Annotated in this window: 18 protein-coding genes; 1 reads left to right on the top strand and 17 read right to left on the bottom strand. The window is 71.9% G+C overall.

Annotation, left to right across the window (positions count from 1 at the left end; genetic code table 11):
- Window positions 1-71: 71 nt before the first annotated feature.
- From ACFWTC_RS08660 to proS, 13 genes are all read right to left on the bottom strand, one after another.
- Window positions 72-380, bottom strand: a complete 309-nt coding sequence (locus ACFWTC_RS08660; RefSeq protein ID WP_003993268.1) for a DUF2469 domain-containing protein — start codon at window positions 378-380, stop codon at window positions 72-74.
- 55 nt (window positions 381-435) lie between these two features.
- The gene (locus ACFWTC_RS08665) at window positions 436-942 is read right to left on the bottom strand and encodes an NUDIX hydrolase (RefSeq protein WP_383931613.1); all 507 of its coding nucleotides are present in this window, start codon (window positions 940-942) and stop codon (window positions 436-438) included.
- Window positions 932-1,714, bottom strand: coding sequence for a signal peptidase I (lepB, locus tag ACFWTC_RS08670; protein WP_383931617.1), 783 nt, complete (start codon window positions 1,712-1,714; stop codon window positions 932-934). The genes ACFWTC_RS08665 and lepB (ACFWTC_RS08670) overlap by 11 nt, the downstream gene beginning before the upstream one ends.
- Window positions 1,715-1,757: 43 nt before the next feature.
- Window positions 1,758-2,654 (bottom strand): signal peptidase I, encoded by an 897-nt coding sequence (gene lepB, locus ACFWTC_RS08675; protein WP_383931620.1) that lies wholly within the window; start codon window positions 2,652-2,654, stop codon window positions 1,758-1,760.
- A gap of 112 nt (window positions 2,655-2,766) precedes the next feature.
- A complete protein-coding gene (gene lepB, locus ACFWTC_RS08680; RefSeq protein ID WP_383931623.1) occupies window positions 2,767-3,627 on the bottom strand; it encodes a signal peptidase I in 861 nt (286 codons plus the stop codon).
- Entirely contained in the window at window positions 3,620-4,342 is a 723-nt protein-coding gene (lepB, locus tag ACFWTC_RS08685) for a signal peptidase I (protein ID WP_384027428.1), read from the bottom strand. The genes lepB (ACFWTC_RS08680) and lepB (ACFWTC_RS08685) overlap by 8 nt, the downstream gene beginning before the upstream one ends.
- Window positions 4,343-4,386: 44 nt before the next feature.
- Window positions 4,387-4,737 (bottom strand): 50S ribosomal protein L19, encoded by a 351-nt coding sequence (gene rplS / locus ACFWTC_RS08690; RefSeq protein WP_383932300.1) that lies wholly within the window; start codon window positions 4,735-4,737, stop codon window positions 4,387-4,389.
- Window positions 4,738-4,870: 133 nt separating this feature from the next.
- A complete protein-coding gene (gene trmD, locus ACFWTC_RS08695; RefSeq protein ID WP_384027430.1) occupies window positions 4,871-5,692 on the bottom strand; it encodes a tRNA (guanosine(37)-N1)-methyltransferase TrmD in 822 nt (273 codons plus the stop codon).
- On the bottom strand, window positions 5,692-6,243 hold the full coding sequence (rimM, locus tag ACFWTC_RS08700) for a ribosome maturation factor RimM (RefSeq protein ID WP_383932296.1): 552 nt from the start codon (window positions 6,241-6,243) through the stop codon (window positions 5,692-5,694). The genes trmD and rimM overlap by 1 nt, the downstream gene beginning before the upstream one ends.
- Before the next feature lie 93 nt (window positions 6,244-6,336).
- Entirely contained in the window at window positions 6,337-6,576 is a 240-nt protein-coding gene (locus ACFWTC_RS08705) for an RNA-binding protein (protein WP_330332869.1), read from the bottom strand.
- A 2-nt stretch (window positions 6,577-6,578) separates the two neighbouring features.
- Window positions 6,579-7,019 carry a 30S ribosomal protein S16 gene (gene rpsP / locus ACFWTC_RS08710; RefSeq protein ID WP_267717590.1) on the bottom strand — a complete coding sequence of 147 codons (441 nt, stop codon included), beginning with the start codon at window positions 7,017-7,019 and terminating at the stop codon, window positions 6,579-6,581.
- A 168-nt stretch (window positions 7,020-7,187) separates the two neighbouring features.
- Window positions 7,188-7,784 (bottom strand): hypothetical protein, encoded by a 597-nt coding sequence (locus ACFWTC_RS08715; RefSeq protein WP_383932294.1) that lies wholly within the window; start codon window positions 7,782-7,784, stop codon window positions 7,188-7,190.
- Window positions 7,785-7,975: 191 nt separating this feature from the next.
- Entirely contained in the window at window positions 7,976-9,388 is a 1,413-nt protein-coding gene (proS, locus tag ACFWTC_RS08720) for a proline--tRNA ligase (RefSeq protein WP_383932292.1), read from the bottom strand.
- Between the two features lie 131 nt (window positions 9,389-9,519).
- Here proS and ACFWTC_RS08725 point away from each other — a divergent pair, with 131 nt between their 5' ends.
- Entirely contained in the window at window positions 9,520-10,242 is a 723-nt protein-coding gene (locus ACFWTC_RS08725) for a methyltransferase type 11 (protein WP_383932290.1), read from the top strand.
- An 88-nt stretch (window positions 10,243-10,330) separates the two neighbouring features.
- Here the strand turns inward: ACFWTC_RS08725 and ffh are convergent, their stop codons facing one another.
- From ffh to ACFWTC_RS08745, 4 genes are all read right to left on the bottom strand, one after another.
- Complete coding sequence (gene ffh, locus ACFWTC_RS08730; RefSeq protein WP_383932288.1) at window positions 10,331-11,902, bottom strand: signal recognition particle protein; 1,572 nt, start codon at window positions 11,900-11,902, stop codon at window positions 10,331-10,333.
- A 155-nt stretch (window positions 11,903-12,057) separates the two neighbouring features.
- Window positions 12,058-14,487, bottom strand: a complete 2,430-nt coding sequence (locus ACFWTC_RS08735) for a [protein-PII] uridylyltransferase (protein WP_383932286.1) — start codon at window positions 14,485-14,487, stop codon at window positions 12,058-12,060.
- 17 nt (window positions 14,488-14,504) lie between these two features.
- Complete coding sequence (locus ACFWTC_RS08740; RefSeq protein WP_383932284.1) at window positions 14,505-14,843, bottom strand: P-II family nitrogen regulator; 339 nt, start codon at window positions 14,841-14,843, stop codon at window positions 14,505-14,507.
- Window positions 14,840-16,180 carry an ammonium transporter gene (locus tag ACFWTC_RS08745; RefSeq protein WP_383932282.1) on the bottom strand — a complete coding sequence of 447 codons (1,341 nt, stop codon included), beginning with the start codon at window positions 16,178-16,180 and terminating at the stop codon, window positions 14,840-14,842. Before ACFWTC_RS08745 ends, ACFWTC_RS08740 begins: the two co-directional genes overlap by 4 nt.
- Window positions 16,181-16,334 lie beyond the last annotated feature (154 nt).

The following is a 16,334-nucleotide window of genomic DNA, read 5'->3' on the forward strand; positions in this document are numbered from 1 at the left end:
CCCCTAGGAAGTCAGCCCCTCGGAAGTCAGCCGTCCAGAGGTCAGCCGCTCAGAAGTCAGCCGCTCGGAGGTCAGCCGCTCGGAAGTTCGAGGTCGCTCTTGTTGAGCTCCTCGATGTTCACGTCCTTGAAGGTCAGCACCCGCACCTGCTTCACGAAACGGGCCGGCCGGTACATGTCCCAGACCCACGCGTCGGCCATCGAGACCTCGAAGAAGACCTCCCCCTGGACCGAGTGCACCTGCATCTCGTAGTCGTTGGTGAGATAGAAACGGCGTTCGGTCTCGATCACGTACTTGAACAGCCCGACGACGTCGCGGTACTCCCGATAGAGCTTCAGCTCCATCTCGGTCTCGTACTTTTCGAGGTCCTCGGCACTCATGGCATGTTCCCCTTCAGCCGTGCGTCCCCCTATTGTGCGCCAGGCCCCCGCGCCCCTAAACGATTTCCGGGGCCAGGACCACCGGCGCACCCGGAGGACCGTCGTCGAGCAGCGTACGGAGCAGCTCGGCGAGTCTGGTCGGGTACACCGTCTCACGGGCCGACAGCAGTTCCCCGGAGGTCCACCACCTCGCTCCGGTGACGCTGCGCCGCTCGAGTTCGGTGAGGCCGCCCAGCTCGGTCGCGGTCTGGGCGGTACGGGCCAGGAAGTACCACTCGTCCTGCTCCCAGCGGCGCCCGTCGAACGGGAAGGAGCAGTACCGGCGCCACAGCACCGGGCCCAGCTCCACCTGTGTGATCCCCGTCTCCTCCGCCAGCTCCCGCAGCGCGGCCTCCTCGCGGCTCTCCGCACCCTCCAGGCCACCGCCCGGGGTGAACCACCAGGTCTCGGCCGGATCGGCCGGTTCGAAGCCGTGCAGCAGGAGGATCCGGTCCGCGGGGTCCAGCAGGACCACGCGCGCGACCTTGCGCACCCCGGGGCCGGTCGCCGGGTCAGCCGGCATCGACCCGCTCCCTGCGCCGCCCGCGCCCCAGGACCCGTACGAGCGGCCCGTACGCGGCCCCCAGCGCCACCAGCACTGCTCCGGCGGCCACCGCCGCCACCTGGAGCAGCAGCGGCCCGGGCCGGGACACGCCGCCGGGCAGCGCCTCGTACGTCTTCGGCCGCTCCAGCATGCCCGCGGAGGGCCAGGCGAGCGCGTCCACCCGGGCGTTGACCGCCGACCGCGGCACGGTGCCCTGCCCGGCCTCCTGGAGGTGGGACCGGGAGTCCAGCGAGGCGCCCCGCCGGTCGCCCAGCAGGAAGAGGTTCCCCTCGGGCACCGTGACCTCGAAAGGGGTGCCGGGGGGCGCGGCCTGCCCGGGCGGCACGGCCAGACCGGGGTCCGGCCGGGTGTCGTCGATGTAGGGCTCGTCCAGCGGTGTTCCGTTCACGGTCAGCTCGCCGGCCGCGCCGCAGCACTTCACGGTGTCGCCGCCGATGCCGACGACCCGCTTGACCATGGGCAGGTCGCTCCACTGGGTGTCGGTGAAGACGACCACGTCCCCGCGGCGCACCTCACCGCCCCCGATGCGCTGCGCCAGCACCCGGTCGCCGGGCTGCACCGTGGGCATCATCGAGTCGGTCGGCACGGTGTAGGGGCGGTAGACGACCGCCCCCCACACGAAACAGCCGAGGAAGAGCGCGAAGCCGACGGCCACGGCGATCCCCGACAGTACGTTGCCGAGACCACCGTGGCCGTTCCTGCCACCGCGTATTGCTTGTGTTCCGCCCATTGCAGCGCCCCCACACTCGGAGATCGTCGACCTGGGCGGCACCCTACCGGTCGGTACGACCGCTGGTCAGCCTCCGGCGCCGCCACATCACGAGCGGCACCGCGCCGGTGAGCCCCAGCGCGGCCGGGCCCAGCCCGACCGGCGCCAGCCCGGACGCCCCGAGGCCGAGCGCGCCGGCAGCGGCCTGGTTGCCGATGCCGGGCTGGTCGAAGGTGTCCGGGATCGGCAGGGTGGACCAACGAGTGATCGGCCACGCGACCACCACCGCCCGCCCGACGACCTTGTCGACCGGCACGAAGCCCTGGGTGGAGTCCTGCATGTGGTAGCGGGAGTCCTGGGAGTTCTGCCGGTGGTCGCCCATCACCCAGATCTTGCCCTGGGGCACGGTGATCGGGCCGAACGGCATGTCGTCGCACGCGGTGTTGCCGGGGTAGATGTACGGCTCGTCCAGCTCCTTGCCGTTGACGACGACCGGTCCCCCCTTCTTGCACTCGACCGTGTCCCCGCCGATGGCGATGGTCCGCTTGATCAGGTCCTTCTCCTCCGCGGAGGGCATCAGACCGATCCAGCTCAGCGCCTTCTGGGCGATGTTGGGCTCCGGGGTGGGCTCTCCGGACAGCCAGGCCGCCGGGTCGTGGAAGACCACGACCTCACCGCGCTCGGGCTCGGAGCCGAACCACGGGGTCAGCTTGTCCACCAGCACCCGGTCGCCCCGCTGCAGGGTGTCCTGCATGGAGTCGGACGGGATGGAGAAGGCCTGCACCAGGAACGTCTTGATCAGGAGGGCCAGCAGCAGGGCGATGCCGATGAGGAGCGGCAGCTCCTTCCAGAACGAGCGGTGCGGATGCGCCGCGGTACCGCCGTCCTCGGCCTCGCGGTCGACGGCATCGTCCGGCCGCTCCTCGCCCTCGTCGCGTCCGGATCGTGCGCCTACCGCCACATCCCCCACATCCACTCCTCACTCGGAAATCACCGCCCGCCGGAATCAGACGCGGGCCCTCCCCTCCCCTAACGAGCGGGAGTTCCCTAAGGCGCGGGAGACCGAGGACACACTATGCGAACGGCGTGCCCCGTCCGCGCCCACGGCGGCCGCGACCCCCGCGGCGTGCCTGATCGGGCACCGTGCGGAAGGTCGCGGGCTGTTCCAGCCGGCGCCAGTGGCCGAACGGCCAGGCGATCACGACGGCCTCGCCGACGACGCCGTTCTCGTCGATGGTGCCCTCGAAGGCCTCGTCGAGGTGGAAGCGCGAGTCCGCCGACCTGGCCCGGTGGTCGCCCATCACGAACAGCCGCCCCGCCGGCACCCGCACCTCGAAGCGGATCTCGGAGGGCGCGTTGCCCGGGTTCACGTACGGCTCATCGAGCGGCGCGCCGTTGACGGTGACCCGGCCCCGGCCGTCGCAGCACGCGACGGTGTCCCCGCCGACGCCGATGACGCGCTTGATCAGGTCCTGCTCGTCGGCCGAGGGCAGCAGGCCGATGAAGGTAAGGGTCTGCTTGACCTGCTTGACCCCGACCGGGTCCCGGGCGGGCCGGGCCGCCTCGCCCTGGAGCCATCCGCCCGGGTCCTTGAACACGACGACGTCCCCGCGCTGGACGGCGGAGCCGAACCACGGGGTGAGCTTGTCCACCAGCACCCGGTCACCGATCCGGATGGTCTGTTCCATCGAGCCGGACGGGATGAAGAACGCCTGCACCAGGAAGGTCTTGAGCACCAGGGCGATGCACAGCGCCACGACCACGAGCAGCGGCAGCTCGCCGGCCCGGCGGGTGCGGCGCCGCCGTCGTACGCGGCGTGCCAGCCTGCGCCGCTGGGCGCGGCCGCCCTCCGCCGCGACGGGCTCCGGCTCCGGCTCCGGCTCGGGGGGCGGCTCGGGCTCCCGGTCGCGTCTCGACCGCCCCCGGCTACCCATGGCCACCGCCCGCGGGACCCCAGCGCGGCACCGGCCAGCCGATCCAGTCGGCCCGCCCGATCACGTTCTCCACCGGCACCATCCCCCCGCCCGGTTGCCCCAGGTGGTCCCGGGAGTCCCGGGACTGGGAACGATGATCCCCCATCACCCACAGGGTCCCCAGGGGGACCACGATCCGGAAGGGCACCTGTGACGGCACGTCACCCGGGTACAGGTACGGCTCGTCGAGCGCGGCCCCGTTGACCCGCACCCGGCCGCCCGCGTCGCAGCACACCACGTCGTCGCCGCCGACCCCGACGACCCGCTTCACGAAGTCGGTGTCCGAGGGCTCGGCGAGTCCGAGCGCGGACGCCGCGCCGTGCAGGGCCCCGCCGATCGGATTGCCCTCGGGACGCTCCGGCACGAAGGAGCCCGTGCCGTCGAAGACCACGAGGTCCCCGCGGCGCGGCCCGTCGCCGAAACGGTACGCCAGCTTGTTCACCAGGACCCGGTCCCCGACCTCGAACGTCGGCTCCATCGAGCGGCTCGGGATCAGGAAGGGCTGCACCACGAAATTGCTGAACAGCAGCAGCAGGACGGTGCAGACCACACCTAGCGCGGCGGCCCGCCGCCAGGTGAACGGATGCCGGCCCCGGGACAACGCACAGCGCGGCCGCTCCTCCCCCGGCGAGGGGGAGGAGCGGCCGCGCTGCGTGTGAGGTGCTTCGGTGTCCATCGGGAACGAGCCTATCCGGCCGCCCCCGGACCCCGGAGGGGACCTCAGAAGTCGCGCTTCTCCTTGATCTTCGCGGCCTTGCCGCGGAGCTCACGGAGGAAGTACAGCTTGGCGCGGCGGACGTCACCGCGGGTGACGAGCTCGATCTTCTCGAAGATCGGGGAGTGCACCGGGAAGGTACGCTCCACGCCGACGCTGAAGGAGACCTTGCGGACCGTGAAGGTCTCGGAGACACCGGCGCCCTGGCGGCGGATGACTACGCCCTTGAACTGCTGGATACGGGAGCGGTTGCCCTCGATCACGCGGACGTGAACGTTGACGGTGTCACCCGGGCGGAAGGCCGGGACGTCCGAGCGGAGCGCGGCGGCGTTGACGCCATCGAGCAGGTGAGACATGTTCTTCGTCTGCTTTCTTCGCACGACGCCACAGGTCGCCGGTGCGGGTTTCCGGAGAGAATTCGGGAGCCGTGTCACCCGGCGGACGACGGTCCCCCTGTGGCAGGGGCGTCCGCGAGCACACAGCAGCCGCCTATTCTTCCACGGCCTGCGGCCTGAGCCAAAATCGTCCGTCGGCGGACGGTTTCCAGCCCAGGACGGAGAGGATCTCGCGGTCCTTCTTGTCGAACGCGGCGGCCTCGCAGCGCTCGATCAGGTCCGGACGGTTGCGGGCGGTCCGCCGGAAGGCCTCGTCCCGCCGCCAGCGGGCGATCTTGCCGTGGTGCCCGCTGACCAGCACGTCCGGGATCTCCCGGCCGCGCCACTCGGGGGGCTTGGTGTAGACAGGCCCCTCCAGCAGGTTCGACATCTCGCCGGGCGCGAAGGAGTCGTCCCGGTGCGACTCGGCGTTGCCGAGCACGCCGGGCAGCAGCCGCGCCACGGCCTCGGTGATCACGAGGACGGCGGCCTCGCCGCCCGCCAGCACGTAGTCGCCGATGGAGACCTCGTACACCGGCATCCGCGTCGCGTACTCGTCCATCACCCGGCGGTCGATGCCCTCGTAGCGGGCCGGCGTGAAGACCAGCCAGGGCCGCTCGGAGAGTTCGACGGCCAGCTCCTGGGTGAAGGGGCGGCCGCTGGGCGTGGGCACGACCATGACCGGCCCGCGCGCCCCCGACTCGTAGCCGTCGGCGAGCGCCGCGTCCAGGGCCTCGCCCCACGGGCCGGTCTTCATGACCATGCCGGGGCCGCCGCCGTACGGGGTGTCGTCGACCGTGTTGTGCCGGTCGTACGTCCAGTCGCGCAGGTCGTGGACGTGCACGTCGAGCTGACCGCGGGCGCGGGCCTTGCCGACGAGGGAGACGTTCAGCGGCTCCAGGTACTCGGGGAAGATCGTGACGACGTCCAGACGCATCAGGCCTCGTCCCCGGCGTCGCGCGCCGAGGCGACCTCCGCCCGGTCGTCGATCAGCCCGGGCGGCGGCGTGATGACGCAGCGCTGCTCCTCCAGGTCGATCTCGGCGACGATCTCCTCGACGAAGGGGATCATCACCTCGGTGCCGTCCGGCCGTTCGACGATGAAGAGGTCCTGCGAGGGCAGGTGGGAGATCTCGGTGATCCGGCCGACCTCCGTGCCGTCGGCGAGGACCACGTCGAGGTCCATCAGCTGGTGGTCGTAGTACTCGTCGGGTTCCTCCGGCAGCTCCGCCGGGTCCACCTCGGCGATCAGCAGGATGTTGCGCAGCGCCTCGGCGCCGGTGCGGTCCTTGACGCCGGCGAAGCGCAGCAGCAGCCGCCCGCTGTGCACCCGGCCCGTCTCGATGGTCAGCGGTCCCGCCGACGCCGGGTCGGTGCGCAGGACGGCGCCCGGGCCGAGCCGCAGCTCGGGCTCGTCGGTGCGCACCTCGACGGTGACCTCACCCTTGATGCCGTGGGCGCGGCCGATCCGCGCGACTACCAGCTCCACTGTGCTCTCCTGTTCAGACGACGACGGGCCGGGGCGGGCACGTATGCCCTCCCCGGCCCGTGCCGGTGATTCAATCTTGCGATGGACGCGGTCTCAGCGGACCTGGTCCACGTCGACGAGGTCGACACGGATGCCACGGCCGCCGATGGCGCCCACGACGGTACGCAGAGCACGTGCGGTGCGGCCGTTGCGGCCGATCACCTTCCCGAGGTCATCCGGGTGGACCCGGACCTCGAGAACCTGTCCGCGGCGCAGGGTGCGCGAGGCGACCTGCACTTCGTCGGGATTGTCCACAATGCCCTTCACGAGGTGCTCAAGAGCCTCCTCGAGCATGCTCAGGCCTCGGTCGACTCGGCGGTGGCCTCAGCCTCGTCCGCCTTCTTGTCGGCCTTCTTCGCCTTCTGCGTGATGGCGTCGCCCTTGCCCTCGCCGATGCCCTCGAGGGCCTTGGCGAACTCGTCGAAGGTACGGCGCTTGCTCTCCTTGGTCTCCGGCTGCAGCAGCGGCGCGGGGGCCGGGAGGCCCTTGTGCGCCTGCCAGTCACCGGTCAGCTTCAGGATGGCGAGCACAGCCTCGGTGGGCTGGGCGCCGACGGACAGCCAGTACTGCGCACGCTCGGCGTTGACCTCGATGCGCGACGGGTTGTACGTCGGGTGGTAGATACCGATTTCTTCGATCGCGCGACCGTCACGGCGGGTGCGGGCGTCGGCGACGACGATGCGGTAGTGCGGCTGGCGAATCTTGCCGAGGCGCTTGAGCTTGATCTTGACTGCCACTGGAGTGGTGTCTCCTGAACTTGACGTGGTTGGGCACATGAGATGCCACGTGGGGTTGCGGTACTCGGGTGCCCGATGGACGCGTCAGCCGGAGGAGAGAGGGGTCCTATGCGACTGTCGAGTACAGCTGTCCATTGTGCCATACGCCCGCGGGGGTGCCGCGCGGGGTCAGGAGGCGGCCGCGATCGCGACCTCGGGGATGCGGAAGGGCTTCATGCAGCCCCCGCAGACGATCGGCGCCTGGGCCAGTACGGAGGGGACGACGCGTACGTTGCGCCCGCAGTCGCAGACGGCTTTGACGCGCACGCCGCCGCCGGAGGAGCCGTGCCGGGCGGCCGGTCCGCGGAAGCTGCGCTTGGTGTCGGCGGCGGTCGCCGCCGTGTGGGCCTTCAGGGCCCGCTGGAGCCGCTCCATCGTGGGCCGGTAGCGCTTCTTGGCCTCGGGGTTGAGCGTGACCAGGGAGAAGCCGCTGCTGGCATGCGGCTCGTCGGAGTGGTCCAGCCCCATCTCCTCGGCGATCGCGAGGAATCTGCGGTTGTGGTACCGACCGGCGCGCGAGGTGTCACGGACTCCGCGGGCGGCGGCGATGCCGTGGACTGCCTCGTGCAGCAGTCGCTCGAAGGAGAGGGCGGCGCCACAGGCGGACGACGACTCTCCGATCAGGGACTCGGGCGCGGCAAGGTCAGGCAGCTCGGAGTGGTACCGCTGAATATCGGCCCACGCCTGCGCCAGCTCTGCGGCGAGAACAGGTGGTGTCGTGCTCACGTCGTAACAACGAGCCGGGGTGCCCCGGTGTTCCGATTCCGGGCCATTCCAAATTTTTTGCACGTACCAGTCAGTTCAGTCTCATGCGGCATGACGAGGACGGGTGCGCAGATCCCCGGAGGAGTCGGTACGTAACGACGACTACGCCCCGGCGCACGGCCTGAGCCGTGCGCCGGGGCGCAGCCTGCCGGTCAGTACGAGCGCGCGACGATCGCGAGGGTGCCGGGGGCGTCGTCCGTCTCCGGGACCGACCCGTCGGCGGCGATCAGGCAGCGTACGGAGACGGCCTGCTCGGCCAGCTTCGCCTCGCCCTCGGGACCGAGGTCCGCCCACGGGATGCGCGCCCAGCCGCCGGCGATGGCGGCCTCGGCGGCCTCCTCGATGGTCGCCACGTCCGACGTACGGGACTCGCGGCGCTCGCGGGACTCGCGCAGCAGCTGCGCCTGGTCCTCCTCCAGCACCTTGGGCAGCAGGTCGGCGAGCGCGTCGATCTGCACCGGGGTCTTGCCGCCCGGGATGCGGCGGGCCAGCATCGCGGTACCGGCCTCCAGGTCGCGGGGGCCGATCTCTACGCGGACCGGTACGCCCTTGAGCTCCCAGTCCACGGCGCGGCGGCCGAAGGGGGTGTCGACGCGGTCGTCGACGTGCACCCGAAGGCCCGCGGCCTTCAGCTGAGCGCCCAGCTCGCGGACCTTCGCCACGGCTTCGTCGCCCTTGATCGCCATGACGACGACCTGGACGTGCGCGAGGCGCGGCGGCACCCGCAGGCCGTTGTCGTCGCCGTGCGACATGATCAGGCCGCCGACCATGCGGGTCGAGACGCCCCACGAGGTCTGCCAGACGAGCTCCTGCTTGCCTTCCTTCGACAGGTACTGCGTGTTGAAGGCCTTGGCGAAGTTGGTGCCGAGCTCGTGGCTCGTGCCCAGCTGCAGGGCCTTGCCGTCGCCCATCATGCCCTCGAGGGTGAGGGTGTTGATGGCGCCGGCGAAGCGCTCCTTGGCGGTCTTGCGGCCGAGCACGACGTCGATGCCGAGCACGTTCGTCATGAAGTCGCCGTAGACGTCGCGGTGGATCCGGGCCGCGTAGTCGCGGGCCTCCTCGTACGTGACGTGGGCGGTGTGGCCCTCCTGCCAGAGGAACTCGCTCGTACGGAGGAACACGCGCGGGCGCATCTCCCAGCGGACCACGTTGGCCCACTGGTTGATGAGCAGCGGCAGGTCGCGGTAGCTCTGGACCCACTTGGAGAAGTAGTCGTTGATGATCGTCTCGGAGGTGGGCCGGACCACGACCGGCTCTTCCAGCTCCTTGCCGCCGCCGTGCGTGACGACCGCGAGCTCGGGGGCGAAGCCCTCGACGTGCTCCGCTTCCCTCGTCAGGTACGACTGCGGGATGAACAGCGGGAAGTACGCGTTCTGGGCGCCCGCGTCCTTGATGCGCGCGTCCATCTCCTGCTGCATCCGCTCCCACAGGCCGTAGCCGTACGGCCGGATGACCATGGTGCCGCGGACAGGACCGTTGTCGGCCAGCTCGGCCTTGTTGATCAGATCCTGGTACCAGCGGGGGAAATCCTCCGCCTGCGGGGTGAGAACGGGTGCCTTTGCCATGGCGCGAATGGTACGGCGCCGGGCGCACCGAGCGTGAATCGGGTGGCTCCCTCCTCTGGACGCGGGGGCAAATGGGGAGTTCCCTGTCAACGGGGGCACGGGGGCGACACGGAATCAGGAGCGCTCTTTCGATGACATCGACGCCGACGGCGACGCTCGTCGCCCGGGACTGGGCGGAGATCCAGGAACGGATGCTGGTACCGCTGTACGAGGCGGTCTACGACCGGCTGGAGGTCGGGCCGGGACACCGGCTGCTGGACCTCGACTGCGGGGCCGGTCTGCCCCTGCTGCTGGCGGCCGGGCGGGGAGCCGCGGCCACGGGCGTGGAGGCGGATCCGGCCCGGCGGGCGCTGGCCCGCGAACGGCTGCTGGAGGTGCTGGAGGACCCGCCGGCGCCCGCCCGCCCGTACGACGCCCTGCTCGCCTTCTCCCCTGACCCGGAGGCCCTGGCCGCGGCCCTGCCGGCCGTCCGGCGGGGCGGGGCGGTGGTGCTGGCTGACTGGGGCCCGGCGGAACGCTGCACGGTGCCGTCGGTGCTGGGCGGCGGTCCGGCGCCCCGGGACCTGGACGCGCTGGTGGAGCGGGCCGGGCTGCGGCCGGACGGCTCGGGGCGGGTGTTCTGCCCGTTCGGGTACGCGGACGTGGACAGCGCGGTGCGGGGGCTGCTGTCGACGGGGCTGTACCCCGTCGGGGACGAGGGGGCGGCCGGGGCGGCCGGCGCCGCGCCCTGCGGGACGGCCGACTCCTCGCTCGCGGAGAAGGAGCTGACGGAGGCCCTTCACCCGTACGAGCGGACCGACGGCGCCGTCTGGCTGCCGAACATCTTCCGGTACGTGATCGCCCGGGTGGCGTAACGGGCCGCCGCGGAAACGGGAGGGCCCCGTCCGGGTGCGTTCCCGGGCGGGGCCCTCCTGCGCGGCGGCCGGGCGACCGCCGCGGCCGTTACTTCATGAACTTCTTGAACTCGTCGGGAAGGTCGAAGTCCCCGCCGTCCTGGCCGCCCGCGGGAAGCCCGAAGGGGTTGCCGGCGGGCGCGGGCTCGATCGCCTGCGGTCCCTGCTCGCGGCGGGCCGCGGCGGCGGCCTCCTCTTCCCTGCGCTTCATCGGGTTGCCGCTCTTGCGCTTGCCCTTGGCCTGCTTGATCTGCTTCTTCTGCCGGCCGGGGCCGCCGCCCATCCCGGGGATGCCCGGCATCCCCGGCATGCCGCCGCCCTGCGCCATGCGGGACATCATCTTGCGGGCCTCGAAGAAGCGCTCGACGAGCGACTTGACGGCGCTGACCTCGGTGCCGGAGCCCTTGGCGATGCGGGCGCGGCGCGAGCCGTTGATGATCGTCGGGTCCTGGCGCTCGGCCGGGGTCATCGACTTGATGATCGCGGCGGTGCGGTCCACGTCGCGCTCGTCGATGTTGGCGATCTGGTCCTTGATCTGGCCCATGCCCGGGAGCATGCCGAGCAGCTTGGAGATGGAGCCCATCTTCCGGACCTGCTCCATCTGGGCCAGGAAGTCGTCGAGCGTGAACTCCTTGGGGCCCTTGGCGAGCTTGGCCGCCATCTTCTCGGCCTCGGCCTGCGAGAAGGTCTTCTCGGCCTGCTCGATGAGGGTGAGCATGTCACCCATGTCGAGGATGCGGCCCGCCATGCGGTCCGGGTGGAACGCGTCGAACTCGTCGAGCTTCTCGCCGTTCGAGGCGAACATGATCTGCTTGCCGGTGACGTGCGCGATGGAGAGCGCGGCGCCGCCCCGGGCGTCGCCGTCGAGCTTGGACAGCACGACGCCGTCGAAGCCGACGCCGTCGCGGAAGGCCTCCGCGGTGTTGACCGCGTCCTGGCCGATCATCGCGTCGACGACGAAGAGGATCTCGTCGGGGCTGACCGCGTCACGGATGTCGGCGGCCTGGCGCATCAGCTCGGCGTCGATGCCGAGACGGCCGGCGGTGTCGACGATGACGATGTCGAACTGCTTCGTGCGCGCGTACTCGATGGAGTCCTTGGCGACCGTGACCGGGTCTCCGACGCCGTTGCCCGGCTCGGGCGCGTAGACCGCGACGCCCGCGCGCTCGGCGACGACGGAAAGCTGGTTGACGGCGTTGGGGCGCTGGAGGTCGCACGCCACGAGGAGCGGGGAGTGGCCCTGCCCCTTCAGCCACAGGCCGAGCTTTCCGGCGAGGGTGGTCTTACCGGCGCCCTGGAGGCCGGCCAGCATGATCACGGTGGGGGCGGTCTTGGCGAACCGGAGCCGCCGGGTCTCGCCGCCGAGGATCGTGACGAGCTCGTCATTGACGATCTTGAGGACCTGCTGGCCCGGGTTCAGGGCCTTGCTGACCTCTTCGCCGCGCGCGCGTTCCTTGACGTTCGCGATGAAGGAGCGGACGACGGGGAGGGCGACGTCGGCCTCGAGGAGCGCGATACGGATTTCCCGGGCCGCTGCGTCGATGTCAGCCTCGGACAGCCGGCCTTTGCCGCGCAGGCCCTTGAAGGTATTCGCCAAGCGGTCGGAGAGCGTATCGAACACGGTGGTCGCGATTCCTCGGGTCGGGGGCGGTGTGGTCGTCCACCAGGGTATCGGGCCGCGCCGCCGGCCCGGCCCTTCGGGCCGCATTCCCCTCTCCGCCCGCGCGTTCCCCGGGGGCGGACCCCCGGGGAACGCGCCGGAGCGGCGCGTGGCGCTCAGGCCAGCGCGGCCTGCACCGAACGGGCCAGGGCCGCCGCTCCCGCGGCCGGCAGGGGTTTGCCGTCGCCGTCGACCACGTACACGGTGTCCACCGCGTCGGCGCCCGGCGTCGAGACGTGGGCGCTGCGCACCCGGACGCCCGCCGCCTCCAGGGCGCGGCCGATGCGGTGCAGCAGCCCGACCGCGTCGGGGGCGCGCACCTCCAGGACCGTGGCCAGGGAGGACACGTCCGGGACCACGGTGACCCGGGGCGGCGGAGGCACGACCCCGCGCCGCCGCGGGTATGCCGCCTCGCGGTCCGCCAGCTTCGCCGGGACGTCCAGCGAGCCGTCCAGGGCCCGGATCAGGTCGGTGCGCAGCCGGGCCGACTCCGGCAGCGAGCCGTACTCCGCCGCGACCCGCCAGCGGAACACCAGCACCTCCCCCAGCTGGTCGGGCAGCTCCAGGGAGCGCAGTTCGGCCGCCCGTACGGTGAGCCGGTGCAGGGCCAGCACCCCGGCCACCGCGGGGAGGACCCCCGGCTGGTCCGGGACCGCGACGACCAGTTCCACACCCACCGCGTCGTCCTCCTCGCGGCGGGCGTGGAGGGCGAGCACGGGCTCCCGGGTGCGCAGGGCCTCGATCGCGAGGCGTTCCTGCTCGGTCGTGGGGATCTCCAGCTCCCGTACCGCCGGGGTCGCGCCCCGCAGTACGGCGGCGACCCGGGCCACGAGGTCGGCGACCAGCGATCCCCGCCAGGTGCTCCACGCGGCGGGCCCGGTGGCCAGGGCGTCCGCCTCGGTGAGGGCGTGCAAAATCTCCAGCGTGGACGGGGACCCCACGGCCTCGGCGACCGCGCGGACCGTCGCCGGGTCGTCCAGGTCGCGGCGGGTCGCGGTGTCGATCAGCAGCAGGTGGTGGCGTACGAGCGTGCCCAGCACGGCCACGTCCTCGGCGCCGAAGCCGACGCGGGCGGCGACGTCGCGCGCGATGGTCTCGCCGGCCACCGAGTGGTCGCCGGGCCAGCCCTTGCCGATGTCGTGGAGCAGGGCGGCCGTCAGCAGCAGGTCGGGGCGGCCGACCCGGCGGGTGAGCGCCGAGGCCCGCACGGCCGTCTCGATGAGGTGCCGGTCGACGGTCCAGGTGTGGACGGGGTTGCGCTGCGGGCGGCAGCGGACCCGCTCCCAGTCGGGCAGCAGGCGGGTGATCAGCCCCTCCGCCTCCATGGCCTCCCAGACGCCGACCATCGGCTCCCCCGCGCCCAGCAGCGTCAGCAGCTGCTCCCGTGCCTCGGCGGGCCACGGCACGGGCAGCGCCTTGGCCTGCGCCGCGAGCCGGCGTACGGAGTGCAGGGAGACGGGCAGGCCCGCCTGCGCGGCGGCCGCGGCGAACCGCAGCGGCAGCACCGGGTCCCGGTCGGGCCGGGCGGCCAGGGCCAGTACGGCCTCGCCGTCGGCCTCCACCACGCCCTCCGCGAGCGGCGCCCGCTCGGTGGCGGCCTGGCCCCGGGTGCCGAGCAGGCCGCGCAGCCGGGGTCTGGCCGCGCGGGCGCGCAGGACCCGTCCGACCTCGCGCCAGGTCACGTCGCCGGCGTACGAGACCACGCGCGCGGCCTCGTAGACCTGGCGGAGCAAGGCGTCCGCGTCGAGCAGTCCGAGCTGTCCCGCGACCTGGTCCTGTTCCTGGAGGGAGAGCCGGTCGGTGGCCCGGCCGGTCACCAGGTGCAGGGCGTCGCGCGCGTCCAGCAGGCGCCGCCGGGCCTCGCCGAGGCCCTCGCGGGGGGCGTCGGCCAGCCAGGAGGCGGCGACCGCCCGCAGCGCGGTGACGTCCCGGAGGCCGCCGCGGGCCTCCTTGAGGTCGGGTTCGAGCAGGAAGCGGAGCTCCCCGGCCCGCTCGGCCCGCTCGCGGCACAGCGCGTGCAGCTGCGGGAGCCGCTTGGCGGCCTGGTTGCGCCAGTCGGCGAGGACCGAGGTCCGCAGACCGGCCAGCAGCCCGGCGTCACCGGCGACGGGCCGGGCGTCGAGCAGTCCGAGGTGCACCTTCAGGTCCTCGGCGGCGGTCTTGCGAGCCTCCGCCGGGGTCCGTACCGAGTGGTCGAGGGCGAGGCCCAGGTCCCACACGGGGTACCAGATCCGGTCGGCGAGCGCGCTCAGCGCCTGCGCGCCGGCCTTGCCGTCGTGCAGCAGCACCAGGTCGAGGTCGCTGCGCGGGGAGAGCTCCCCGCGTCCGTAGCCGCCGACGGCCACCAGGGCGGCGCCCCGGACGCCCGTCTCCCGTGCGGCGGTCTTGAACAGGCCGTTCAGCCAGTCGTCGGTCAGCCCGGCCAGGGCGGAACGCCGTGACGGCCCGGACCGCGACTCCTCCTGGAGGAGTCGCAGCCGGGCCGCGGCGTATCCGCTGGGTCCCGAGTCGGCCGTGTGGTCCGTGGTCTCTTCGACGCTCGTCACCCAGGAGCTCCCGTCACCTAGAGCGCGTCAGCGCCGCGCTCGCCGGTGCGGACCCGTACGACCGAGTCCACGGGGACGCTCCACACCTTGCCGTCACCGATCTTGCCGGTCTGGGCGGCGCTCACGATGACCTGGATCAGATCCTCGGCCTCCGCGTCGTCGACCAGCACCTCGATGCGGATCTTGGGTACGAGGTCGACCTGGTACTCGGCGCCGCGGTAGACCTCGGTGTGGCCGCGCTGGCGGCCGTAGCCGCTGGCCTCGGTGACCGTGAGGCCCTGGACTCCGAAGGCCTGGAGGGCCTCCTTGATCTCGTCCAGCTTGTGCGGCTTGACGATCGCGGTGATCAGCTTCATGCGTCAACCTTCTTGCTCGCGGCGGGGGCGGGGGCGGCGGTGTTCCGCGAGGCGGCGCCGCCACCGGCTCCGCTGAAGTCGTAGGCGGTCTCGGCGTGCTCGACCTGGTCGATGCCGGCGACCTCGACGTCCTCGGTGACCCGCATCCCGATCGTCTTGTCGAGGAGGAAGGCGAGGACCGCGGACACCACGAGAGAGTAGGCGAGGACGGCGAAGACGCCGATGGCCTGCTTGCCGAGCTGTTCCAGGCCGCCGCCGTAGAAGAGGCCGGCCACGTCGGACTGGACGCCGCCGGTGGCGAAGAGGCCCACCAGCAGGGAGCCGGCGACACCGCCGACGAGGTGGACGCCGACCACGTCGAGGGAGTCGTCATAGCCGAACTTGTACTTGAGGCCGACCGCCATGGCGCACAGCACACCGGCGATGGCGCCGACGGCGATCGCGCCGAGCGGGCTGACCGCACCGCCGGAGGGGGTGATGGCGACGAGTCCGGCGACCGCGCCGGAGGCGGCGCCGAGTGTGGTGAAGGAGCCGTGGCGCAGCTTCTCGTAGGCGAGCCAGGCGAGCATGGCGGCGGCGGTGGCGACCTGGGTGTTGACGAACATGACCGCGCCGACGCCGTCGTCGTTGCCGAGCCAGGAGCCCGCGTTGAAGCCGAACCAGCCGAACCACAGGAGGCCGGCGCCGAGCATCACGAGCGGGAGGCTGTGCGGGCGCATCGGGTCCTTCTTGAAGCCGACGCGCTTGCCGATGACCAGGATCACGCCGAGGGCGGCGGCGCCGGCGTTGATGTGGACGGCGGTGCCGCCGGCGAAGTCGATGACGCCGAGCTCGAAGAGCCAGCCGCCGGCGCCCCACACCCAGTGGGCGACGGGGAAGTAGACGACCGTGACCCACAGGGCGGTGAACAGGGCCCACGCGCTGAACTTGACGCGGTCGGCGAGGGCGCCGCTGATCAGGGCGGGGGTGATGACGGCGAACATCAGCTGGAAGACGGCGAAGACGTAGACCGGGATGGTGTAGCCGTCCCACAGCTCGGTGATGCCGATGCCGCTGAGGCCCACGTAGTCGGAGTTCCAGCCGATCAGGGAGCCTGAGTCGGTGCCGAAGGCGAGGCTGAAGCCGTAGAGGACCCAGAGGATCGTGACGATCCCGAGGCTGATGAAGCTCATCATCAGCATGTTGAGGCTGCTCTTGACGCGGACCATGCCTCCGTAGAAGAAGGCGAGTCCCGGGGTCATCAGCATGACCAGGGCGGAGCAGATGAGCATGAACCCGGTGTTCGCGGCAGACAGCGTCGGGGCGTCTGCCGCGAGGGTCGTGATGGCTGATGCCATCGGCGTCTCCTCGTCGTCGGTACGTTCGCGTGCGGGCGATCGTGAAAACCTGAGCGGCGTTAAGGGCTCCGGCCTGGTGGGGGCTGGCCGGTTATTGCCCTGAGATTCACGCAGGCCGGTTTCCGGCGGCACCGCTCAGTGTTTCGCCGCGATG

The organism is Streptomyces sp. NPDC058619 (assembly GCF_042717785.1).
GTDB lineage: Bacteria > Actinomycetota > Actinomycetes > Streptomycetales > Streptomycetaceae > Streptomyces.